Below are 21,850 nucleotides of genomic sequence, written 5' to 3'. Positions count from 1 at the left end.
GCGCGGGGCAAGGCGCGCTGTGGTACTTTGCGCAGCAACGCCCCAGCCTGGAGGCCCCCATGTTTTCTGTCTACGGCGTCAGCGGACGCCAGTTCGTCGGATCGGCCGAACAACTGCGCCAGATCGAACGCGTCAACGCCGCCTCACGCGTGCGCCGGCTCGATGCGAACGAAAGCACGCTGCCAGAACGCGTCTCGGCCGATCCGCTGCTGCCAGGCCCGGCCCCCATGGCGGTTGCGGGCGCGGCCGTCGGCAGCCCGGTGGCCCGGCGCAACGCGCTGGCCGCTTACGCGCAAAGCCAGCCGCGCGAAACCCAGCGCCCGCCGCTGACCCGTGTAGAAGAAATCATGACGCAGCCCGCGCTGACGCTGACGCACGACACCCCCATGCGCGAGGCCTGGCGGCTGCTGGCCTACCACGGCTATGGTCAGGTGCCGGTGGTCAGCGCGTCGGGCATGTTGGTGGGGCTGCTGTTGCAAAGCGAGTTGCTGCGGCCCGATCGCCTGCCCACGGCAGAGCCGGACGCCGAGGCCTGGCGCGCACTGATGGCGCAGCCGATCGGCGATCTGATGTGGACGCCCGTGCCCAGCGCCACGCCGGACACCGACATCCGCCGCGTCGCCGCGGTGCTGACCGACAGCGGTCTGCCGGGCCTGCCGGTGGTCGACGAGGGCGGGCTGGTGACGGGCTTCGTCTCGCGCGGCGACATCGTGCGCGCCGTGGCGCACGACCCGCCGCTGGATCTGTGGTCCTGAAAGCCAGGGCTGTCGAGGGTTCGGCGATCGAAGGGTGCTGTCCGTGGCGTGGTGATCGGCCTGGGTGGGGCCGCTCGGCCTAGTCGGGGCGCTCAGCCTGGGTAGGGCCGCCCGGCTTGGTCGGGCCGCTCGGCCTGGGTCGGGCCGCTCGGCCTGGGTCGGGCCGCCCGGCGTGGGTCGGGGCGCCCGGGCTGGGTCGGGCCGCTCGGCGTGTGTCGGGCCGCCCGGCCTGGGGTGCCCGCCGTGGCCGCCCGGTGGACGCGTCCCTCGCCCAGGGGCTCGGGCAGCCTGCGGTGCTCGGCCTGCGGGCGCATTGCACAACTCGCACCACTCACTTCGTTCGTTCACCTCGAACAGGTGCAATGAGTCAGTCATTGAAGCGTGCTTCGCCGCCGCCCGCAGTCCTGCGCTCCTCGGCGCGGCCACAGGTTGGCCACGGCGGCCACCCCAGGCCGGGCTACGTGGTTGGTGGCTGAAGCGCTGCCCGGGGGACAGGCTCGCGTGACGCGGGCGCGTTCTCCGGACTACTGCCGGCCTCTCTCTCCAGTCACCAGCGGCCTCTCTCTCTCGGGACTACCTCCCCAGTTACCAGGGGCCTCTCTCTCGGGACTATGAGCGAGCACCGCGCATCGGAGTCAGCCGCACCGAGCCCGGCATGGGGTGCCCCCAGGGCCGGCCCTGCAGATGCGCCGAGGAGCGCAGTGGCATGGGCGGCGGCGAAGCACGCTTCGTGAACTGACTCATTGCACCTGTTCGAGGTGAACGAACGCAGTGAGTGGTGCGAGTTGTGCAATGCGCCCATGCCGCGAGCACCGCAGGGGACCCCGAGCCCCTGGGCGAGGGGCGCTGAGCCGGGCCGGCCCTGGGGGTGCCCCATGCCGGGCGGCCCCCGAGCACAACCGGCAAACCCGGACCACCCGGACCACCCGGCACAAACGGCACAAGCGGCACAAGCGGCGATCCCAGCACTCCGCGAAGCACCAGCGCCGAGACCTTGAAAGCCCGGCCCTGAAAGCGCAAGGCCGACGGCCTGCGCCTACTGCAGCATCAGCGAGCGCTCGCCCTTGCATTTGCCCGCGCGTGCCGGCGGGTTGCACAGGCCGCATACATAGGTGCGCGGGTTCTCGTACAGCTCGGAGACGAACTTGCCGCCGCAGTTGCTGCAGGCGGTCATGTTGAGCATGTTGGCGTCGACGAACTTCACCAGGCGCCAGGCCCGCGTGAACGACAGCAGGGGGTCGATCTCTGCCGCCTCCACCTGCTCCAGGTACAGCCTGAAGGCCTTGGTCAGCGTGTCGATCGGGTCCATGTCGACGCTCTTGGACAAATACTCGTAGATGTTCAGGAACAGCGAGGAGTGGATGTTCTCCTGCCAGGACAGGAACCAGTCGGTGGAGAACGGCAGCTGGCCCTTGGAGGGCGACTTGCCCGCCACTTCCTTGTACAGGCGCAGCAGCCGCTCATAGGAGAGCTCGGTCTCGGCCTCCAGCACCTGCATGCGTGCGCCCATCTGGATCAGCATCGCAGCGCGCTCGATCTGGCGCGAATCGTTCAGAACACTCTTGGTGGAAGCGGCGGCCATGTTTCTCTCCTGGATCTCGTCTCGTCTGGACACTGGGCTGCGCGGCGCGCAGCCGGGGGCTTGTTCTTCTAGATCACTTCAGCCACGCGGCCGGCCATCAGGATGTTGGCGTGCAGCTTGTTGGTGGCCCCGTTGCCGACCTTCTTCACGTCATGGTTGGTCAACAGGTTCCAGACCAGGTTGTCGTCCACGCGGAAGTGGCACAGCAGCATGCTGCTGGAGGCCAGCTTCAAGATCTGCGCTGCCGAGAGCGCGCCGAGGATGTCGGCTGCTTCCTCGTGGATACCCAGCCGGAACAAGGCCGCAGCCTTGTCCTGACGGATCAGGCCCTGGGCCAGCATCAGGTAGGTCAAGTTGGCTTCGCGAATCTCCGCGATCATCTGTTCGGTGTTCATGGCTGCTCTCCTTCATCACTTCCCCGGTTCGTCGGTTGCTGCGTTAACCGCTGCACTCCGCCCTGATCCGTTGAAATGAATTGTGATTGCCGCCCAATCGGCGTTGAGTCGGGGGACGGATGGACGCCGCGTCTCTTTCGCGCGCCGGCTGTGTAGGCATTTGCCCTACACGCCGACGGCGTCTCGGCCTGCGTTTCAGGCCGGTGCCACGGGCGGCACGCCGTGCGTGGGCTCCAGCGCACGGCCACCGCCGTCCTGCTGGTTCTCCTCTTCGTCCTCGTCCAGCAGGAAGCGGTGGATCAGGATGAACAGCCGCTCGTAGAAGTCTTCCGACGCAATGGTCTCGCTGCCCACGCGGACCAACGAGTCGTCACTGGCGCTGAAGGGCAGCGACAGCGTGCCGACAGCGCCCACGCCCAGGCTGGCCGCAGTGTTGCTCTTCTTCAGCGCGAAGCGGTCCTGCTGCGCCGTGACGAAGCCCAGCGTGCTCTTGCCGCTGCGCGTTTCGGGTGCGCAGACGACGCGGATTTCCATTTCCACGTGCGTCTCGGGCCCGGGCTGGAAGTTCTTGCGGCCGTGGACCAGATCCTTCGTCGCGGTGTTGATCACGTAGCCCTGGCTCAGCAGTGCGCGGCGCGCGGCCTCGCAGGTCTCGGCCGGGGCCGCGCCGAAGGTGCGCGAATAGGTGGTGCTGGAGGCGAACTGCTCCTGCGGTGCCAGCGGCGCGCGCGGCATCTGGCAGCCCGCCAGCAGCATCGTGGCTGCCAGCAGACCGGGGGTGGTGAGGGGAAGGGTCCAGTTCATACCGTACGGCAGCGGGCAAGCGGCGAAGTTTAGGCCAAGCCTGCGCGGCCCTCTGGACGATTCCTGGCGCAGATGCAAGGTCATGCCACGACCAGGGGCCGGAAAGGGCGCAGCGCCATCAACCAGCCTGCAGGGCCTGCTGGGCGTCGTCGTCCAGCCCGGCGCAGGGGGTGGCGCGCGCCAACGCCATCCACACGTGGAACGGCAGCTCTGCCATCTCGCGGCTGGGCGCGTGGCGCAGCACCACCAGCGCGCCGGCCTGCACGGCCATCACGCCGCACTGCGGCGGCACGTCGTCGGCGTCGCCAATGGCGCGGCCACGGGCGTCCGTGCCCAGCACGTACCAGCACAGGCCACCCAGCGCGAGGTAGGCGGCGCGCTTGTCGGGCAGGCGCAGGTCGCCCAGCAGGTCGGCCCGGCTGACCTTGATCTCGTGCACCACCGGTTCCACGTAGCGGGCCACCGAGGTGTTGCGGATGGAAAAAACATCGGGGCGGGCCATGCACCAGCGGGCTGCGCCACCAGGCTGGAGCGGCGCCAGCGGTGCGCGCAACGCCAGGCCGCGCCAGACCAGACGACCGCAGCGGCCCATCTCGCGGGCGACCAGGTCGACCAGCGACTCGTGGGCCGAGCGGGCGCGCTGGTTCTGCATGAAGTTCTGCGCCAGCGCGTCGATGCCGGCCTGCGTCAGCCGCACGGTGCCCTGAGCACTCCCATCGGCCACCCGTTCGAGCAGGCCGCAGGCCAGCAGCTCGATCTCCACCATGTCCTGCCAGGGCCAGCCGGCCGAGCGGTAGACCGCGCGCAGGCGACGGGTGTGCAGGCGCGTGATGGAGGTGGTGGACATGGGCGTGCGGGGTGCGCGGAGCCGACCGCGCAGGACGGCGCATTGTGCCCGCACGGGTGCCGTGCAATCGGCGCCATGGCCGACCTGCCCAGGTCACCCGTGCGTGCATACTGCGCACTTCCACAAGCTGCGCACGGAGCGGAACATGCCACACACCGAAGACGACTCTGCGGGCTCACAGCTGGCCCTGTTGGCCGCCGTGAAACTGCTGCTGGCGCCCCACCGGGGTGACCTGGATGCGATCAAGGGGCTGCGGCATGAACTGGACTCCACACGTGATCTGCTGGCTTCCGTCGAGGGCACCGAACGCAAGATGCTCTCGTTCGAGGTCACCGCGGAGACGCTGATGGCCGTGCTCAATCCCCCCAGCCAAAGCCAGTACTGAACGCGGCGCGCCGCCGCCGCCCCGCTGCCTCCACGACTTCCGGCCCTGCGCCGCCTCCACCGATGGACTCTCGCCCTCACCCTCTCCACACCACCCGGCGCGCGCGCTGGCCGCACCTGCTGGCGCCATTGGCGCTGGCCCTGCTCGCCGCCTGCAGTTCCACCCCCCTGCCCCCATGGCCCAGCACGGGCGGTGCACCGGTGGCCACGTCCACGGCGCCCCCCGTGGTCGACCTGGGCACGGCGGCGCAGACAGCGCCGCCGCCCGCTGGAACGCCATCGTCACCGGTGGTGGTCATGCCGGTCCCGCCACAGGGCGCCGGAGCGCCAGCCCCGGCCGAGGCCGCATCGGCCCCGGCCGCCGTGGCACCGCCTTACGGCCCCGAGGTGGCGGCGCGCTTCCCCGACCCCGCCATCGCCTACAGCACGCCTGGGCTGGCCCCAGGGCGCGACACCTTCAGCAGCGACGCCGAGATCTCCCGCTGGCTGCGTGACCTGGCGGCGACTGCAGGCGGCGGCAAGGCAACGCGGGCCAGCGTGCTGAACCTGGGACAGTCACAGAGCGGTGTGCCGCTGGAGGCGCTGGTGCTCACGCGCGCGCAAGGCACTGACCCGGCCAGCCTGCTGGCGTCCAACCGGCCCACGGTGCTGCTGGTGGGCCAGCAACACGGCGACGAACCGGCCCCGGCCGAGGCGCTGCTGGTCGTCGCACGCGAGCTGGCCCAGGGCCTGCTGGAGCCGCTGCTGGACCGCATGAACGTGATCGTGCTGCCGCGCGCCAACCCCGACGGCGCCGCCACCGGCAAGCGCGTGACCGCAGGCGGCATCGACATGAACCGTGACCACCTGCTGCTGCGCACGCCGGAAGCCCGGGCGCTGGCGCGGCTGCACCGTGACTACCAGCCGATCGTGGCGGTCGATGCGCACGAGTACACGGTGGTCGGCCGCTTCCTCGAGAAGTTCGGCGCCATCCAGAAGTTCGACGCGCTGCTGCAGTACGCGACGACGGCCAACCTGTCCGAGTTCATGCCGCGCGCCTCGGAGGAATGGTTCCGCAAGCCCCTGGTCACGGCCTTGCAACGCCAGCAGCTGACGAGTGAGTGGTACTACACCACCTCCACCGATCCGCAGGACCTGCGCGTCTCGATGGGTGGCACCCAGCCCGACACCGGCCGCAACGTGAACGGCTTGCGCAATGCCGTCAGCCTGCTGATCGAGACACGCGGCGTGGGCATCGGCCGGCTGCACATTCAGCGCCGCGTGCACACCCAGGTGGCGGCGGTCACCAGCGTGCTGCAAAGCACCTCGCAACGCGCGGACGACCTGATCAAGCTGCGCTCCTACATGGACCGCGAAGCCGCCGGCAACGCCTGCCGTGGCGAGGTGGTGACCGAGGCCGGGCCGACGCCGCAGCGCCGCGCGTTGACCATGCTCGACCCCACCACGGGCCAGGACCGCGACGTCGACGTGGACTGGAATTCCGCGCTGCAGCTGCGCACCGTCAAGGCGCGTGCGCGGCCATGCGGCTACTGGCTGTCGGCCGCCTCGACGATGGCGGTGGACCGGCTGCAACTGTTGGGCGTACAAGTGCTGCGCGTGGCCGAGCCCGGCGCCGTGCTGGGCGAGTCCTACCGCGAGACGGCACGCAGCAGCGGCGCCCGAGCCGATGTGCGCGGCAGCATTGCCGACGCCACCTCCGTCGTGCGCGTGCAGGTGGACACGGTGCGTGGCGTGCTGGACACGCCGATGGGCAGCTTCTACGTGCCGCTGGGTCAGCCCTTGGCCAACCTGGTCGTCGCTGCTTTGGAGCCGGACACGCAGAACAGCTTCTTCGCCAACCGCGTACAGGACGTGCTGCAGAGCCAGGCCCGCGTGATGGGAGAGCCCACCATGCGAATGGAACCGCTGCCCGCGCCGGCCGGTCTTTGAGCGCGCCGCGTAGGAACGACAGCTGTCCTACGCCGCGCGGCCCCGGGCACCGACAGCGCCGCGCGCACCGTTGGATTGCAATGCAGGAAACAACAAGGAGTTTCCCATGCAAGCCTTCGAACTCGACCCTGACATGCTGACCATGGCCGGCGTCTTTTATCCGACCGGCTATGTGTTCGCGATGTTCGCGCAGGAGGCCGACGCCCGGCGCGTCGGCGGAGCCATTGAACAGGCGTCACTGAGCGAGAAGCCGGTGTTCCTCCTCGACCCTCAGACCACGCTGCAGAAGGTGGTGCGCACCGTGGGCAGCGCAGATATCCCGCTGCCCTCTGCCGGCACCGAGGCCGACACCGTCCGCAAGTACGCCGATCTGGCAGCCAAGGGCCACTGGGCGCTGTTGGTGCATGCGCCGAGTGCCGACGACACCGAGGCGGTCATGAAGATCGCGCGCGGCTCGTCGATCGCGTTTGCGGAAAAGTACCGCATGCTGGTGATCGAAGACCTCGTCTGACGCCAGTTGCCGCCGTTCAGGGCGGCGTGGGCAGTGGTGCAGCCTTTTTTGCGCCCTTATCGGCGTTGCGCTGCAGGACACGGGCCTTGTATTCGGCCGCGTCACGTTGCCGCTCGGTGTAGCGGCGTTCTTCCCCTGCTGCCTGCGCGGCCATCTCGGCGCGCTTCGCTTCTTCCTCTTGATGCGCCGCACGTTTGCCGCGCATCCTGGCTTCGTGCTCGGCGATCTGCTGTGCGTGGGACGCGGCTGGCTTGGGCGCACTGGGCAAGCGACCACTGGGCGACGGCGCGGAGCCGGGGGCCTGAGGCGCGCGCGTGGTACGGCTTGCCGCGTCGGCCGCGCGTTCGCGTTGCTTCTCGTCCAGCCGCTTCTGCTGCTCACCTGCCTTGCGGCGGCGCTCCGCGTCGTTCAGCAACACCTCCTGGCGCTGCAGGTCGGCGTGCACCGCACGCTGCGCTGCGCGTGCCTTCTCCACGCAATCGGTCACCGCGAAGCGCTTCTGGCAGGCGATTTCCTCGGCGGCATAGCGCTGGTCGGCGCGTGCGCGCTCCGTGGTGATGCGCGCACGCTCAGCATCCAACGTGCTAGGCGCTGCGCCTTGCGTTTGCGCCCAAGCGCCGATGCAGGCCAGCAGCAGCGGCGCGCAGCAGAGCAGCGGGCGAAGCCCCCCTGCCGCAGCTGCGGCTGCACCTGCGGTGCGCGCTGGTCTATGGCGGCCCGGCGCGTCGCTCATGTGAGACCCGTGTCCACGGTGCGGCGCTCCAGCGCCATGAATTCGGCCGATTGCATTTCGTTCAAGCGTGACGCCGTCCGCGGAAACTCGTGCGCCAAAGGGCCTTCGGTGTACAGATCTTCGGGCAACGCGGCGGCCGACATGATCAGCTTGACGCGCCGGTCGTACAGCACATCGATCAGCCAGGTGAAGCGCCGCGCCTCGGAGGCCATGCGCACCGGCATGGCCGGCACATCGGACAGCAGCACCGTGTGGAACTGCGTGGCCAGCTCCAGGTAATCGTTCTGCGAACGCGGGCCGCCGCATAGGGTGCGGAAGTCGAACCACACCACGCCGCCAGCCTTGCGCCGCGCGCGGATCTCGCGCGACTCGATGTGCAACACCGGGTCTTCGTCGGCGGTCTCGGCCAGGCGATTGAAGGCCTCGGTCATCAGCGCGTCGGCCTCGGGTCCCAGGGGCGTGTGGTAGAGCTTGACCTGCTCCATCGTGCGGCGCCGGTAGTCGGTGCCGTTGTCCACGTTGACCACCTCCATGCCGGCATTGAGCAACGCGATGGCCGGCAGGATGCGGTCACGGTGCAGCCCGTCGGGGTACAGGCCGTCGGGCATGAAGTTGGAGGTCGTCACGAAGCCGACGTCGTTGTCGAACAGCGCCTGCAGCAGCCGGTGCAGGATCATCGCGTCCGTGATGTCGGCCACGTGGAACTCGTCGAAGCAGATCAGCTTGTAGCGCTTGGACATGCGCCGGCCCAATTCGTCCAGCGGGTTCACCGTGCCCTGCAGGTCGACCAGCTCGCGGTGCACTTCGCGCATGAACTCGTGGAAGTGCAGCCGCGTCTTGCGCTTGATCGGCACGGCGTTGTAGAAGCAATCCATCAGGAAGCTCTTGCCGCGCCCCACCCCGCCGTACATGTACACGCCCTTGGGCACGGGCATGCGGTTGATCAGCTTCTTCAGTGCGTTGGAGCGCTTGCTCTTGTAGGCCGCCCACTCGGCGGCGCAGCGCTCCAGCGCGACCACCGCGCGCAGTTGCGCGGGATCGCTCTGGTAGCCGCGCGCCACCAGTTCCACCTCGTAGGCGGCACGGACCGGGCCGTGCTCCGTCATCGCGCGGCCGGCATCAGAAATTCAGCGTGCGCTTGTCCACCGCCAGCGCGGCTTCCTTGGTCGCCTCGGACAGCGACGGATGCGCGTGGCAGATACGGGCGATGTCTTCGGCGCTGGCCTTGAACTCCATGGCCACCACGGCCTCGGAGATCAGCTCGCTGGCCATGGGGCCCACGATGTGCACGCCCAAAATCTCGTCGGTCTTGACGTCGGCCAGGAACTTGACCATGCCGGTCGTGTCGCCCAGTGCACGCGCGCGGCCATTCGCGAGGAACGGGAAGGTGCCGGCCTTGTAGGCCACGCCATCGGCTTTCAACTGCTGCTCGGTGCGGCCGACCCACGCGATCTCGGGGCTGGTGTAGATCACCCAGGGGATGGTGTTGAAGTTCACATGCCCATGCTGGCCAGCGATGCGCTCGGCCACGGCCACGCCTTCCTCCTCGGCCTTGTGCGCCAGCATCGGGCCGCGCACTACGTCACCGACCGCCCAGACATTGGGCAGGCTGGTCTTGCAGTCGTCATCCACCACGATGGTGCCGCGCTCGTCCAGCTTCAGGCCCACGGCTTCGGCATTCAGGCCGATGGTGTTGGCCACGCGGCCGATGGAGACGATCAGCTTGTCGGCGACCAGCGTCTGCGCTTCACCCTTGGCGTTGGTGTAGGCGATGCTGACCTGCGCGTCTTTGCCCTTCTTGCCGGTCGTGATCTCGCCGACCTTCACGCCCAGCTCGATCTTCAGGCCCTGCTTGTCGAAGGCCTTCTTGGCTTCCTTGGCGATCTGCTCGTCGACCGCGCCCAGGAAGGTCGGCAGGCCTTCGAGGATGGTCACCTCGGCCCCCAGGCGGCGCCACACGGAGCCCATTTCCAGGCCGATGACGCCCGAGCCGATCAGAGCCAGCTTCTTGGGCACGGCGCCCATGCGCAGCGCACCGTCGTTGGACAGCACCAGCTCTTCATCGAACGGCGTGCCTGGCAGTGCGCGCGCGTTGGAACCGGTCGCCACGATGATGTGCTTGCCGGTGAGGGACTCTTCCTTCTCGCCGGCGACCTTGATCTCATAGGCGCCTTCTGCGGCCTTCACGAACGAGCCGCGGCCGTGGAAGAAGGTGATCTTGTTCTTCTTGAACAGGTACAGGATGCCGTCGTTGTTCTGCTTCACGACGTTGTCCTTGCGCGCCACCATCTTGGCCAGGTCCAGGCCCAGGCCCTTGACCTCGATGCCGTGGTCGGCGAAGTGCTTGCCGGCATGCTCGAAATGCTCGGACGACTGCAGCAGCGCCTTGGACGGGATGCAGCCCACGTTGGTGCAGGTGCCGCCGGGCGCCGGGCCGCCCTTGCCGTTCTTCCACTCGTCGATGCAGGCCACGTTGAAGCCGAGTTGCGCCGCGCGGATGGCGGCGATGTAGCCGCCGGGGCCGCCACCGATCACGATGACGTCGAATTGTTGGGACATGTTGGAATTCCTGAAGTCAATGGTGCAACGCCCCTTGCGGGGCGTTGACGTGAAAGGCGAAGGTCAGATGTCGAACAAAAGGCGCGACGGATCTTCCAGCGCTTCCTTCATCGCCACCAGGCCCAGCACGGCTTCGCGGCCGTCGATGATGCGGTGGTCATAGCTCATCGCCAGGTAGTTCATCGGGCGGATGACGATCTGGCCGTTCTCGACGACGGCGCGGTCCTTGGTGGCGTGCACGCCCAGGATGGCCGACTGCGGCGGGTTGATGATGGGCGTGGACAGCATCGAACCGAAGGTGCCGCCATTGGAGATCGAGAAGGTGCCACCGGTCATCTCTTCGATGCCCAGCTTGCCCTCACCGGCCTTCTTGCCATACTCGGCAATCTTCTTCTCGATGTCGGCAAAGCTCATCTGGTCGGCATTGCGCAGGATGGGCACCACCAGGCCGCGCGGCGAACCGACCGCGATGCCGATGTCGAAGTAGCCGTGGTAGACGATGTCGTTGCCGTCCACGCTGGCGTTGAGCACCGGGTACTTCTTGAGCGCATGGACGGCCGCTTTCACGAAGAAGCTCATGAAGCCGATCTTGACGCCGTGTTCCTTGGTGAAGACATCCTGGAACTTCTTGCGCATGTCCATGACCGGGGCCATGTTCACTTCGTTGAAGGTCGTGAGGATGGCGTTGGTCGACTGCGACTGCAAGAGGCGCTCGGCCACGCGGGCGCGCAGGCGGCTCATGGGCACACGCTGCTCGGGGCGGTCGCCCAGATCGGGGGCCATGGGAGCGGCCACCTGCGGCAGCAGGCTCTTGGGTGCGCCGGTCGGTATGGCGACGGGCGCGGGCGCGGGCTTGGCTGCGCCTGCCGCCACTGCCGACAGGGCGTCGCCCTTGGTCACGCGACCGTCCTTGCCGGTGCCGGCGACGGCGCTGGCCGTCAGGTTGTTCTCGGCCAGCAGCTTGGCCGCGGCCGGCATGGCCACGTCGCCCTTGCTGCCGCCGGCTGCGGGAGCCGGTGCACTGGCAGCCGGTGCCGGGGCAGCGGCCGCCGGAGCAGCGGCAGGCGCTGCCGCACCGGCCTTGCCTTCGGTGTCGATCCGGGCGATCAACTGCTCGGCGATCACGGTGGCACCGTCGCCCTGCACGATCTCGGCCAGCACACCGGCGGCGGGCGCCGGCACTTCCAGCACGACCTTGTCGGTCTCGATCTCGATGAGGATCTCATCGATGGCCACGGAATCACCAGCCTTCTTCTTCCACTGCAACATGGTGGCTTCTGCCACCGATTCCGACAGCTGCGGAACCTTCACTTCAACGATCGCCATTTTTCTGCTTCCGGTTTTTTTGTTCAGTCAACGAATTACTTGGTCAGCACGAAGCCCTTGAGCTTGGCGAACGCGCCGTCCACCAGCGCCTTCTGCTGCTCCTGGTGCAGATGGGCGTAGCCCACCGCTGGCGAGGCCGAAGCGGCGCGGCCGGAATAGCCCAGCTTCTGGCCTTCGCTCATGTTCTCGTGGATGTAGTGCTGCACGAAGAACCAGGCGCCCTGGTTCTGCGGCTCGTCTTGGCACCACACCACATCCACCAGGCTCGGGTACTTCTTGAGCTCGGCGGCAAACGCCTTGTGCGGGAACGGGTAGAGCTGCTCGACGCGGATGATGGCCACGTCGTCCGTGCCGCGCTCCTCGCGCTTCTTGGCCAGGTCGTAGTAGACCTTGCCGGAGCAGGCGATCACGCGCTTCACCTTGGCCGCGTTCTTGGCGATCGCTTCGCTCTGGTCCGGGATCACCGTCTGGAACGTGCCCTTGGTGAACTCGGTCAGCGGCGAGGTCGCGTCCTTGTTCCGCAGCAGCGACTTCGGCGTCATGATGATCAACGGCTTGCGCAGGTTGCGGACCTGCTGGCGCCGCAGCACGTGGAAGATCTGGCTGGCCGTGGTGGGCTGCACCACCTGCATGTTGGTGTCGGCCGACAACTGCATGAAGCGCTCCAGGCGTGCCGAACTGTGCTCGGGGCCCTGGCCTTCGTAGCCGTGCGGCAGCATCAACGTGATGCCGTTGACGCGGCCCCATTTCACTTCGCCCGAGGCGATGAACTGGTCGATCACGACCTGCGCGCCGTTCACGAAATCGCCGAACTGGGCTTCCCAGATCACCAGCGTGTTGGGGTCGTTGGAGGCGTAGCCGTATTCGAAACCCAGCACCGCCTCTTCGGACAGGATGGAGTCGATCACGACAAAGGGTGCCTGGCCATCGGCCGCGTGGTGCAGCGGCGTGTAGGTGCCGGTGTCCCACTTCTCGCGGTTCTGGTCATGGATCACCGAATGGCGGTGGCTGAACGTGCCACGGCCGCAATCTTCACCGGACAGACGCACCGGGTAGCCGCTGGCCACCAGCGAGGCGAAGGCCATGTGCTCGCCCATGCCCCAATCGACATTGACCTCGCCACGGCCCATGGCGGCGCGGTCGTCGTAGACCTTCTTGACCAGCGGGTGCGGGGTGACGCTGGCCGGGATCGTGGTGATGCGCTCGGACAGACGCTTCCACTCGGTCAGCGGAATCGCGGTGTCGGCTGCGTCCGTCCAGCGCTTGTTCAGGTAGGGCGCCCAATCGACCGCGTACTTGCTCTTGAAGTTGCTGATCGTGATCTCTTCGGTGTGCTTGCCGGCGTCCATGGCGGCGCGGAAGGCCCGGGCCATGTCGTCGCCCAGCGTGTCACCCAAGCCCTGCGTCGCCAGCTTGTCGGCGTACAGCTTGCGCGTGCCGGGGTGCTGGGCGATCTTCTTGTACATGAGCGGCTGCGTCAGGCTGGGCGTGTCCTGCTCGTTGTGGCCGAGCTTGCGGAAGCAGACGATGTCGACCACCACGTCCTTGTTGAACTCCTGGCGGTAGTCGAGTGCCAGCTGCGTGCACAGCACCACGGCCTCCGGGTCGTCGCCGTTCACGTGCAGCACCGGCGCTTCGATCATCTTGACGACGTCGGTGCAGTACAGCGTCGAGCGGCTGTCGCGCGGGTCGCTGGTGGTAAAGCCGATCTGGTTGTTGATGACGATGTGCACCGTGCCGCCGGTGTAGTAGCCGCGCGTTTGCGCCAGCGCCAGCGTCTCCATGATGACGCCCTGGCCGGCAAAGGCCGCGTCACCGTGCACCAGCACGGGCAACACGCTGTCGCCATCGGTATCGCCACGGCGGTCCAGGCGGGCCTTGACGGAGCCTTCGACCACCGGGTTCACGATCTCCAGGTGCGAGGGGTTGAACGCCAGCGACAGGTGCACCGGGCCGCCGGGGGTCGCCACGTCACTGGAGAAGCCCTGGTGGTACTTCACGTCGCCAGAGGTCAGCTCTTCGGGGGCGGTGTGGTCGAACTCGGCGAACAGGTCGGCGGGCATCTTGCCCAGGATGTTGACCAGCACGTTCAGGCGGCCGCGGTGGGCCATGCCGATCACGACCTCTTGCACGCCGCGCGTGCCGGCCAGTTGCACCAGCTCGTCCATGGAGGCGATGAAGCTTTCGCCGCCTTCCAGCGAGAAGCGCTTCTGGCCCACGTACTTGGTGTGCAGGAAGCGCTCCAGGCCCTCGGCAGCGGTCAGGCGGTCGAGGATGTCCTTCTTCTTCTGTGCGTCGAAATTCGGCTTGCTGCGGATGGTCTCCAGACGCTGCTGCCACCAACGCTTCTCGGTCTGGTCGGTCGCGTACATGTACTCGGCGCCGATGGTGCCGCAGTAGGTCTCGCGCAGTGCGTTGGTCAGGTCACGCAGCGACATGGTGTTCTTGCCGAAGAACGTGTTGCTGGTGTTGAAGATGGTTTCCTGGTCCGAATCGCTGAAGCCGTAGAAGGACAGTTCCAGCTCGGGGATGTCGTCGCGCACGTCGCGCTTGAGCGGGTCCAGGTCGGCCCAGCGTGCGCCCACATTGCGGTAGGCGGCGATCAGCTGCTGCACGGCCGTGCGCTTGCGGCCCATCTCGGAATCGGCGCTGGCCACCACGACCTTGGTCTGGCCCTGCTTGGCGCGCTCGGCGAAGGCGTTGACCACCGGCAGGTGGGGCACGTCGCGCATGTTGGTGCCGTCTACGGCAGGCACATGCTGCAGCGCGTCGAAGTACTCGCGCCAGTTGTCGGGCACGCTGCCCGGATTGCTCAGGTAGTTTTCGTAGAGCTCTTCGACATAGGGAGCGTTGCCCCCGAAGAGATAAGTGTTGCCCAGATAGGCGCTGTAGACCGACGACGTCGAGTCACTCATATTCCGCTGACCTCCGTTCCCCTGCAGGGAACATTAGCTGGTTAAGGCTGGTGTTTTGATTAACCTTCCGCGACACGGCTGAACCGGTTGGCGGATGCGACTGTGGCTGGGGAAGGGCCGAGTTCGGCGCGGATTATCACATCGAAAACCCGCGCAAGTGTGGGTTATTTGGCGGCGCAGTGCCGAGCGTTGACTCGGACTGCATCTCACCGCTGGCGGTTCAGCGCGCCATCAGCTCACGGATCTGCTGCAGTGCGGCGGGGTCTTCCATGGTGGTGAGGTCGCCCGTGTCGCGCTGCTCGCAGACAGCCTGGATCGCGCGGCGCAGCAGCTTGCCGCTGCGCGTCTTGGGCAGCGTATTGACCACCAGCACCCGCGCGGGCCGTGCCAGCGCGCCGAGCTGGCCGTCGACCACCTTCATGACCTCGCCCTCGAAACGCAGCCGCGCCGCGTCGTCGGCCAGGCCGCTCGTGTCCTTGGCGACCACGAAGGCCATGGCGACCTGGCCCTTGAGCTGATCGGCCACGCCGACCACGGCGACTTCGGCCACGTTGGGGTGGCTGGAGATACTCTCTTCGATCTCGCGCGTGCCCAGCCGGTGGCCGGCCACGTTGATCACGTCGTCGGTGCGCCCCAGGATGAAGAAGTAGCCGTCGGCATCGCGCACGCCCCAGTCGAAGGTGCTGTAGACCTCGCGGCCGGGGATGCTCTGCCAGTAGGTCTTGACGAAGCGCGCATCGTCGCGCCACACGGTCTGCATGAAGCCGGGCGGCGTGGGCCCCTGCACCACGACCACGCCCTTCTGGCCGGGCTCGGTCAGCTCCTGGCCCGTGGCCTCGTCGAGCAGCCGCACGTCGAAGCCGTACATGGGCACGCCGGGGCTGCCGAACTTGCTGGCCTTCTTCTCCACGCCATTGGCCACCGTCATGAGCGGCCAGCCGGTCTCGGTCTGCCAGTAGTTGTCGATGATGGGCACGCCCAGCGCATCGCTGATCCAGCGGCCCGTGGGCTCGTCCAGCGGCTCGCCGGCCAGGAACAAGGCCTTGAGGCTGGAGACATCGTGCTGCTTGAGCGCGGCCGGGTCCTGCTTCTTGAGCACGCGCACGGCGGTGGGCGCGCTGAACATCACCGAGACCTTGTACTTCTCCACCAACGACCACCAGATCGCCGGGTTGGCCTCGCCGTCCAGCCCGCGAGTGGGCAGGCCCTCATACAGGATGGTCGCCATGCCGCCGATCAGGGGGCCGTAGACGATGTAGCTGTGGCCCACGACCCAGCCGATGTCGCTGGTGCAAAAGAAGGTCTCGCCGGGCTTGCCCATGAAGATGTGCGGCAGGCTGGCCGCCAGCGCCACTGCATAGCCGCCGGTGTCGCGCTGCACGCCCTTGGGCTTGCCGGTGGTGCCGCTGGTGTACAGCGTGTAGCTGGTGTGTGTGGCGTCGACCCATTCGCAGGGCACGACAGTGCCCAGGTGCTGCGTGCGCAGCGCGGCGTAGTCGTGGTCGCGCCCTTCCACCAGCACCATGGGCGCGAGGCCCCGGTCCACCATCAGCACGGCGGCAGGCTTGTGGCTTGAGAGGCGGATCGCCTCGTCCAGCAGCGGCTTGTAGGGGATGACCTTGCCGCCGCGCGAGCCGGCGTCGGCGCTGACGATCACCTTGGGCTCGGCGTCTTCGATGCGCGAGGCCAGCGAGCCCGAAGCGAAGCCACCGAACACCACGGAATGAATGGCGCCGATGCGCGTGCAGGCCAGCATGGCGAACACGGCCTGCGGCACCATGGGCATGTAGATCTGCACGCGGTCGCCCTTGGCCACGCCCAGCGACTGCAGGATGGCGGCCATGCGCTGCACCTCGGCATGCAGCTCGGCAAAGCTGTAGGTGGTCTCGATGCCGACCTCGGTCGACACGAACACCAGCGCGGCCTGGTCAGCGCGCGCGGCCAGGTGGCGGTCCACCGCGTTGTGGCACAGGTTCGTGGTGCCGCCGGCGAACCAGCGTGTAAATGGCGGGTTGCTGTTGTCGCAGATCGTGGTGGGCTGCGTCTGCCAGTCGATCCAGCCGGCTTGCTCGGCCCAGAAGGCGTCGCGGTCCTCGATGGAGCGGCGGTGGAATTGGGCGTAGTCGGACATCGGTTTTCCTTCTGTTGGCAGGGTGGCGCACATGCAAGCCGGCGCAGCATGCCCGCCCCTCTGCACCGGCTGCAAGTAGGTGTTGCACTCGGATACAACGCTGGCAAAGTCCGACACACCACTGGCACAATTCCTCGAATGCCCGCCGCCGCCACGTCGCCCGCAGCCCGCCGCCCTCGAGGCCATTCGCTGTGACTGCGCGCGACAGGCTGGCCGTCTACCAGTTGCTGGCGCTGCTCGAAGCCCGCTATGCCATGCGTGTGCTGTGGGCCTTGCGCGACGGGCACGCCCAGACGTTTCGCCTGCTGCAGGACAGCGTTGGCGGCGTCACGCCGAACACCTTGAACACCCGCATCAAGGAACTGCGCGCCGCTGAACTCATGACCCATGGCTCGGACGGCTACGTGATCACCGCCGCCGGTGCCGACCTGGTCAAGCGACTGAACGAGTTGCCGGCCTTTGCCCACAAGTGGGCTGCCGGCCAGGCAAAGAAGACCCACCCCGAACCGCACCCTCCCGGAGAACCCCATGCAAGAACACCTGCAGGCTGACGCCTTGCTGCCCCAGGACCACGCCGACGCCGTGCTGATCGGCCGCGTGTGGCAAGAGGGCCTGGGCGCCGTGCTGGTGCAGGTGCGCGCCGATGGCGTGTACGACCTGTCGCGGCTGGACGCGACCTGCAGCGAGCTGCTGGAGCACGATGACCCGGCCGCCGCCGTGCGCGCGCATGTGGGCCAACGCATTGCCGACACCGCCGCTGTGCTGGCCAACTCGGCCTGGGATGCCCGCGACCCTGCCCTGCCCTGGTTGCTGGCGCCCTGTGATCTGCAGGCCATCAAGGCGGCCGGTGTGACCTTCGTCGCCTCGATGCTGGAGCGCGTGATCGAAGAGCAGGCGCGCGGCGATGCGGCGCGGGCCGAGGCGGTGCGCGCAGCCGTGGTCGGCGTGATCGGCGACAACCTGGCCAGCATCCGCCCCGGCTCGGCCGAGGCCGACCGGCTCAAAGAGGTGCTGATCGCACAGGGCGCCTGGTCGCAGTACCTGGAAGTGGGCATCGGGCCGGACGCCGAGATCTTCACCAAGTCGCAACCGCTGAGCGCGGTCGGCACGGGCGCCGAGGTCGGCATCCACCCGGGCAGCGCGTGGAACAACCCCGAGCCCGAGGTCGTGCTGGCCATCGACAGCAGCGGCCGCGTCAAGGGCGCGGCGCTGGGCAACGACGTCAACCTGCGCGATTTCGAGGGCCGCAGCGCACTGCTGCTGGGCAAGGCCAAGGACAACAACGCCTCCTGCGCGATCGGCCCGTTCATCCGCCTGTTCGACGACAAATTCGGCATCGACGACGTGCGCCAGTGCGACCTGTCCATGCGCGTGACGGGCGCGGAAGGCTTCACGATGGAAGGCGCCAGCAGCCTTTCCAAGATCAGCCGCGACCCACTGGACCTCACCGGCCAGGCGATCGGCAAGAACCACCAGTACCCCGATGGGCTGGTGCTGTTCCTGGGCACGATGTTCGCGCCCACGCAGGACCGCCTGGGCCCAGGCCAGGGCTTCACGCACGTGGTGGGCGACGTGGTCACCGTGGCCACGCCACGCCTGGGCCGGCTGGCCAACCGTGTGAACCACAGCGACAAGGTCGCGCCCTGGACCTACGGCGTGACTGCACTCATGCGCGACCTGGGGCGGCGGGGCCTGCTGGCATAATCGCCGGCTCCGCGCGCGCACATCCCATACGGGGCGCGCTCAGTTAGCTACAAGTTTGGTAGCGACCAACCCAAGGAATCCGCATGACCACCACCCCTTCCGGCCTGCAGTACGAAGACACCACCGTGGGCGACGGCGCACTGGCCGTCAAAGGCAAGAGCGTCACCGTGCACTACACCGGCTGGCTCTACAACGACGGCCAGCAAGGCGCCAAGTTCGATTCCAGCAAAGATCGCAACGACCCCTTCGTGTTCTCGCTGGGCGCTGGCATGGTGATCCGCGGTTGGGACGAAGGCGTGGCCGGCATGAAGGTGGGCGGTGCGCGCACGCTGATCATCCCAGCCGAGCTGGGCTATGGCGCACGCGGCGCCGGCGGTGTGATTCCGCCGAATGCGACGCTGAAGTTCGACGTGGAGTTGTTGGGCGTCTCGGCCTGATCTCCACCCGAACTCCACCAAGCCGGCAGCCGCCGGCTTTTTTTCGCGCATCGACCCTTGATTCGGCAGGGTCAATCCCAAGCTAGCGCCAGTCGTGACCATTTATTGATCTCCAACCGCATGACCGAACCGACCCCACCCCAAGACAAGCCCGCCTTCGAGGCGGCGCCCAGCCCCGAGGAACGCGAGGCCGCCATGTTCGCCAATGAAGCCGACGCGCTGGCCCAGGCGCAGGCCGAGCTGGCCACGCTGAAGGCCAAGAGCGCCGAGCTGGCCGACCAGTTTCTGCGCGCCAAGGCCGAATCGGAAAACGCCCGCCGCCGCGCCGAAGAGGAAATCTCCAAGTCGCGCAGGTTCGCGGTCGAAGGCTTTGCCGAAAGCCTGCTGCCGGTGGTCGACAGCCTGGAGACCGGGCTGGCCTTGAAGGACGCCACCATCGCGCAGGTGCGAGAAGGCGCCGAGGCCACGCTGCGCCAGCTCAAATCGGCGCTGGAGCGCAACAAGGTGATCGCCATCGACCCGGCGCCCGGCGCCAAGTTCGATCCGCACCAGCACCAGGCCATCAGCGTCGTGCCGCTGGCGCCCGGTGTGCAGCAAGAACCCAACAGCGTCGTCAGCGTGCTGCAGAAGGGTTACCTGATTGCCGAGCGCGTGCTGCGCCCCGCACTGGTCACTGTGGCCGCGCCGCAGTGAGGGCTGCGGGCCAGATCCTATTCACGGCTTGACCCCTTGAATCCCACAGGGTTATCCACAAGTTAGCAACAGATGGCGCCAACCGGCACCAACCCCCTTTAGACATCGCAGGAGAAATCAAACATGGCAAGAATCATCGGCATCGATCTGGGCACCACCAACAGCTGCGTCTCCGTGATGGAGGGCAACACGCCCAAGGTCATCGAAAACTCGGAAGGCGCGCGCACCACGCCGTCCATCGTGGCCTACCAGGAAGACGGTGAAGTGCTGGTCGGCGCCTCGGCCAAGCGCCAGGCTGTGACCAACCCGCGCAACACGCTGTACGCGGTCAAACGCCTGATCGGACGCAAGTTCGCCGAGAAGGAAGTGCAGAAGGACATCGACCTGATGCCCTACAAGATCGTGGCGGCCGACAACGGCGACGCCTGGGTCGAAGTGCGCGGCAACAAGATCTCGGCGCAGCAGGTCTCCGCAGACATCCTGCGCAAGATGAAGAAGACCGCCGAGGACTACCTGGGCGAGACCGTGACCGAAGCGGTCATCACGGTGCCGGCCTACTTCAACGACGCCCAGCGCCAGGCCACCAAGGACGCCGGTCGCATCGCTGGACTGGACGTCAAGCGCATCATCAACGAGCCCACCGCTGCGGCCCTGGCCTTCGGCCTGGACAAGCAGGACAAGGGCGACCGCAAGATCGCCGTGTATGACCTGGGTGGCGGCACGTTCGACGTGTCCATCATCGAGATCGCCGACGTCGATGGCGAGAAGCAGTTCGAAGTGCTGTCGACCAACGGCGACACCTTCCTGGGCGGCGAAGACTTCGACCAGCGCATCATCGACTACATCATCGCCGAGTTCAAAAAGGACCAGGGCGTCGATCTGTCCAAGGACGTGCTGGCCCTGCAGCGCCTGAAGGAAGCCGCCGAGAAGGCCAAGATCGAACTGTCCAATGGGGCCGCGACCGACATCAACCTGCCCTACGTGACAGCCGACGCTTCGGGCCCCAAGCACCTGAACATCAAGCTGTCGCGCGCCAAGCTCGAAGCCCTGGTGGAAGAGCTGGTCGAGCGCACCATTGCGCCCTGCCGCACCGCCATCAAGGACGCCGGCGTGTCAGTGGCCGACATCCATGACGTGATCCTGGTCGGCGGCATGACCCGCATGCCCAAGGTGCAGGAGAAGGTCAAGGAGTTCTTCGGCCGCGAGCCGCGCAAGGACGTGAACCCCGATGAAGCTGTCGCCGTGGGCGCTGCCATCCAGGGCCAGGTGTTGAGTGGCGATCGCAAGGACGTGCTGCTGCTGGACGTGACGCCGTTGTCGCTGGGCATCGAGACGCTGGGTGGCGTGATGACCAAGATGATCACCAAGAACACGACGATTCCGACCAAGTTCGCGCAGACCTTCTCGACCGCCGACGACAACCAGCCGGCCGTGACGATCAAGGTGTTCCAGGGCGAGCGTGAGATGGCCACCGGCAACAAGCTGCTCGGCGAGTTCAACCTCGAAGGCATCCCCCCAGCCGCACGTGGCACGCCGCAGATCGAAGTGTCGTTCGACATCGACGCCAACGGCATCCTGCACGTGGGCGCCAAGGACAAGGGCACGGGCAAGGAAAACAAGATCACCATCAAGGCGAACTCGGGCCTGACGGAAGCCGAGATCCAGCAGATGGTGAAAGACGCCGAGCTGAACGCGGCCGACGACAAGAAGAAGCTCGAGCTGATCCAGGCCCGCAACCAGGGCGAGGCTTCCGCGCACAGCGTGAAGAAGAGCCTGGCCGAACACGGCGACAAGCTGGAAGCCAGCGAGAAGGATGCCATCGAAGCGGCCCTCAAGTCGCTGGACGAAGCGCTCAAGGGTGAAGACAAGGCTGCCATCGACGAGAAGACCGCAGCGCTGATGACGGCGTCCGCCAAGCTCGGCGAGAAGGTCTACGCCGACATGCAGGCCAAGCAAGCCGCAGAAGGCGCGGGCATGGGTGCGGCAGGGGCCGGCCCCGAGGCCGCGCAGGGCGCGGAGTCCGCATCGGCCAAGCCGGCCGCCGACGACAACGTGGTCGACGCCGAAGTCAAGGAAGTGAAGAAAGGCTGATCCTGCCGGCCTGATCCGCAGCGCGCCGCGTCGCCCCCAACCCGGGCCGACGCG

General features: G+C 67.3%; 19 protein-coding genes. 9 read left to right on the top strand and 10 right to left on the bottom strand.

The features are described 5' to 3' along the window. The first annotated feature begins 59 nt into the window (after positions 1-59). Positions 60-755 carry a CBS domain-containing protein gene (locus AC099J_RS21895; RefSeq protein WP_479617406.1) on the top strand — a complete coding sequence of 232 codons (696 nt, stop codon included), beginning with the start codon at positions 60-62 and terminating at the stop codon, positions 753-755. 1,036 nt (positions 756-1,791) lie between these two features. On the opposite strand, the gene flhC is transcribed toward AC099J_RS21895, so the two are convergent. From flhC to AC099J_RS21875, 4 genes are all read right to left on the bottom strand, one after another. Beyond that, on the bottom strand, positions 1,792-2,337 hold the full coding sequence (gene flhC / locus AC099J_RS21890; RefSeq protein WP_479617405.1) for a flagellar transcriptional regulator FlhC: 546 nt from the start codon (positions 2,335-2,337) through the stop codon (positions 1,792-1,794). Positions 2,338-2,405: 68 nt separating this feature from the next. After that, complete coding sequence (flhD, locus tag AC099J_RS21885; RefSeq protein WP_479617404.1) at positions 2,406-2,732, bottom strand: flagellar transcriptional regulator FlhD; 327 nt, start codon at positions 2,730-2,732, stop codon at positions 2,406-2,408. 195 nt (positions 2,733-2,927) lie between these two features. Then, the gene (locus AC099J_RS21880) at positions 2,928-3,536 is read right to left on the bottom strand and encodes a DUF2242 domain-containing protein (protein ID WP_479617403.1); all 609 of its coding nucleotides are present in this window, start codon (positions 3,534-3,536) and stop codon (positions 2,928-2,930) included. Between the two features lie 118 nt (positions 3,537-3,654). After that, positions 3,655-4,383 (bottom strand): hypothetical protein, encoded by a 729-nt coding sequence (locus tag AC099J_RS21875; protein WP_479617402.1) that lies wholly within the window; start codon positions 4,381-4,383, stop codon positions 3,655-3,657. A 145-nt stretch (positions 4,384-4,528) separates the two neighbouring features. Between AC099J_RS21875 and AC099J_RS21870 the strand changes: the two genes are divergently transcribed. The 3 genes from AC099J_RS21870 (at position 4,529) to AC099J_RS21860 (ending at position 7,207) form a co-directional block, all read left to right on the top strand. Beyond that, positions 4,529-4,768: a hypothetical protein gene (locus AC099J_RS21870; RefSeq protein ID WP_479617401.1), complete on the top strand. Its 240-nt coding sequence runs from the start codon at positions 4,529-4,531 to the stop codon at positions 4,766-4,768. A gap of 62 nt (positions 4,769-4,830) precedes the next feature. Further along, positions 4,831-6,696, top strand: coding sequence for a M14 family metallopeptidase (locus tag AC099J_RS21865; RefSeq protein ID WP_479617400.1), 1,866 nt, complete (start codon positions 4,831-4,833; stop codon positions 6,694-6,696). Positions 6,697-6,802: 106 nt separating this feature from the next. Beyond that, entirely contained in the window at positions 6,803-7,207 is a 405-nt protein-coding gene (locus tag AC099J_RS21860) for an RNA-binding protein (RefSeq protein WP_479617399.1), read from the top strand. A 16-nt stretch (positions 7,208-7,223) separates the two neighbouring features. Here the strand turns inward: AC099J_RS21860 and AC099J_RS21855 are convergent, their stop codons facing one another. From AC099J_RS21855 to AC099J_RS21830, 6 genes are all read right to left on the bottom strand, one after another. Next, positions 7,224-7,940 (bottom strand): hypothetical protein, encoded by a 717-nt coding sequence (locus tag AC099J_RS21855; RefSeq protein WP_479617398.1) that lies wholly within the window; start codon positions 7,938-7,940, stop codon positions 7,224-7,226. Further along, on the bottom strand, positions 7,937-9,046 hold the full coding sequence (gene zapE, locus AC099J_RS21850; protein WP_479617397.1) for a cell division protein ZapE: 1,110 nt from the start codon (positions 9,044-9,046) through the stop codon (positions 7,937-7,939). Before zapE ends, AC099J_RS21855 begins: the two co-directional genes overlap by 4 nt. 13 nt (positions 9,047-9,059) lie before the next feature. After that, positions 9,060-10,499 carry a dihydrolipoyl dehydrogenase gene (lpdA, locus tag AC099J_RS21845; protein WP_479617396.1) on the bottom strand — a complete coding sequence of 480 codons (1,440 nt, stop codon included), beginning with the start codon at positions 10,497-10,499 and terminating at the stop codon, positions 9,060-9,062. A 63-nt stretch (positions 10,500-10,562) separates the two neighbouring features. Beyond that, positions 10,563-11,825: a 2-oxoglutarate dehydrogenase complex dihydrolipoyllysine-residue succinyltransferase gene (gene odhB, locus AC099J_RS21840; RefSeq protein ID WP_479617395.1), complete on the bottom strand. Its 1,263-nt coding sequence runs from the start codon at positions 11,823-11,825 to the stop codon at positions 10,563-10,565. Between the two features lie 35 nt (positions 11,826-11,860). After that, positions 11,861-14,740: a 2-oxoglutarate dehydrogenase E1 component gene (locus AC099J_RS21835; protein ID WP_479617394.1), complete on the bottom strand. Its 2,880-nt coding sequence runs from the start codon at positions 14,738-14,740 to the stop codon at positions 11,861-11,863. Positions 14,741-14,960: 220 nt separating this feature from the next. Further along, on the bottom strand, positions 14,961-16,871 hold the full coding sequence (locus AC099J_RS21830; protein ID WP_479617393.1) for a propionate--CoA ligase: 1,911 nt from the start codon (positions 16,869-16,871) through the stop codon (positions 14,961-14,963). Positions 16,872-17,062: 191 nt separating this feature from the next. Between AC099J_RS21830 and AC099J_RS21825 the strand changes: the two genes are divergently transcribed. The 5 genes from AC099J_RS21825 (at position 17,063) to dnaK (ending at position 21,796) form a co-directional block, all read left to right on the top strand. Beyond that, positions 17,063-17,422 (top strand): winged helix-turn-helix transcriptional regulator, encoded by a 360-nt coding sequence (locus AC099J_RS21825; RefSeq protein ID WP_479617392.1) that lies wholly within the window; start codon positions 17,063-17,065, stop codon positions 17,420-17,422. Continuing rightward, a complete protein-coding gene (locus AC099J_RS21820) occupies positions 17,400-18,575 on the top strand; it encodes a fumarylacetoacetate hydrolase family protein (protein WP_479617391.1) in 1,176 nt (391 codons plus the stop codon). Before AC099J_RS21825 ends, AC099J_RS21820 begins: the two co-directional genes overlap by 23 nt. Positions 18,576-18,652: 77 nt before the next feature. After that, entirely contained in the window at positions 18,653-19,012 is a 360-nt protein-coding gene (locus tag AC099J_RS21815) for an FKBP-type peptidyl-prolyl cis-trans isomerase (protein WP_479617591.1), read from the top strand. 120 nt (positions 19,013-19,132) lie between these two features. Beyond that, positions 19,133-19,705 (top strand): nucleotide exchange factor GrpE, encoded by a 573-nt coding sequence (gene grpE / locus AC099J_RS21810; protein WP_479617390.1) that lies wholly within the window; start codon positions 19,133-19,135, stop codon positions 19,703-19,705. Between the two features lie 123 nt (positions 19,706-19,828). Beyond that, positions 19,829-21,796, top strand: a complete 1,968-nt coding sequence (gene dnaK / locus AC099J_RS21805; protein ID WP_479617389.1) for a molecular chaperone DnaK — start codon at positions 19,829-19,831, stop codon at positions 21,794-21,796. The last annotated feature ends 54 nt before the right edge of the window (positions 21,797-21,850 follow it).

The sequence above is a fragment of the Rhodoferax sp. RT4P68 genome, from assembly GCF_056521305.1.
This window is presented reverse-complemented; position numbering and strand designations above follow the sequence as displayed.

Excerpts from the sequence above, each read along its gene's own strand:
- AC099J_RS21895 (WP_479617406.1), top strand. The coding sequence starts at position 60 with ATGTTTTCTGTCTACGGCGTCAGCGGACGCCAGTTCGTCGGATCGGCC.
- flhC (WP_479617405.1), bottom strand. The coding sequence starts at position 2,337 with ATGGCCGCCGCTTCCACCAAGAGTGTTCTGAACGATTCGCGCCAGATC.
- flhD (WP_479617404.1), bottom strand. The coding sequence starts at position 2,732 with ATGAACACCGAACAGATGATCGCGGAGATTCGCGAAGCCAACTTGACC.
- AC099J_RS21880 (WP_479617403.1), bottom strand. The coding sequence starts at position 3,536 with ATGAACTGGACCCTTCCCCTCACCACCCCCGGTCTGCTGGCAGCCACG.
- AC099J_RS21875 (WP_479617402.1), bottom strand. The coding sequence starts at position 4,383 with ATGTCCACCACCTCCATCACGCGCCTGCACACCCGTCGCCTGCGCGCG.
- AC099J_RS21870 (WP_479617401.1), top strand. The coding sequence starts at position 4,529 with ATGCCACACACCGAAGACGACTCTGCGGGCTCACAGCTGGCCCTGTTG.
- AC099J_RS21865 (WP_479617400.1), top strand. The coding sequence starts at position 4,831 with ATGGACTCTCGCCCTCACCCTCTCCACACCACCCGGCGCGCGCGCTGG.
- AC099J_RS21860 (WP_479617399.1), top strand. The coding sequence starts at position 6,803 with ATGCAAGCCTTCGAACTCGACCCTGACATGCTGACCATGGCCGGCGTC.
- AC099J_RS21855 (WP_479617398.1), bottom strand. The coding sequence starts at position 7,940 with ATGAGCGACGCGCCGGGCCGCCATAGACCAGCGCGCACCGCAGGTGCA.
- zapE (WP_479617397.1), bottom strand. The coding sequence starts at position 9,046 with ATGACGGAGCACGGCCCGGTCCGTGCCGCCTACGAGGTGGAACTGGTG.
- lpdA (WP_479617396.1), bottom strand. The coding sequence starts at position 10,499 with ATGTCCCAACAATTCGACGTCATCGTGATCGGTGGCGGCCCCGGCGGC.
- odhB (WP_479617395.1), bottom strand. The coding sequence starts at position 11,825 with ATGGCGATCGTTGAAGTGAAGGTTCCGCAGCTGTCGGAATCGGTGGCA.
- AC099J_RS21835 (WP_479617394.1), bottom strand. The coding sequence starts at position 14,740 with ATGAGTGACTCGACGTCGTCGGTCTACAGCGCCTATCTGGGCAACACT.
- AC099J_RS21830 (WP_479617393.1), bottom strand. The coding sequence starts at position 16,871 with ATGTCCGACTACGCCCAATTCCACCGCCGCTCCATCGAGGACCGCGAC.
- AC099J_RS21820 (WP_479617391.1), top strand. The coding sequence starts at position 17,400 with ATGCAAGAACACCTGCAGGCTGACGCCTTGCTGCCCCAGGACCACGCC.
- grpE (WP_479617390.1), top strand. The coding sequence starts at position 19,133 with ATGACCGAACCGACCCCACCCCAAGACAAGCCCGCCTTCGAGGCGGCG.
- dnaK (WP_479617389.1), top strand. The coding sequence starts at position 19,829 with ATGGCAAGAATCATCGGCATCGATCTGGGCACCACCAACAGCTGCGTC.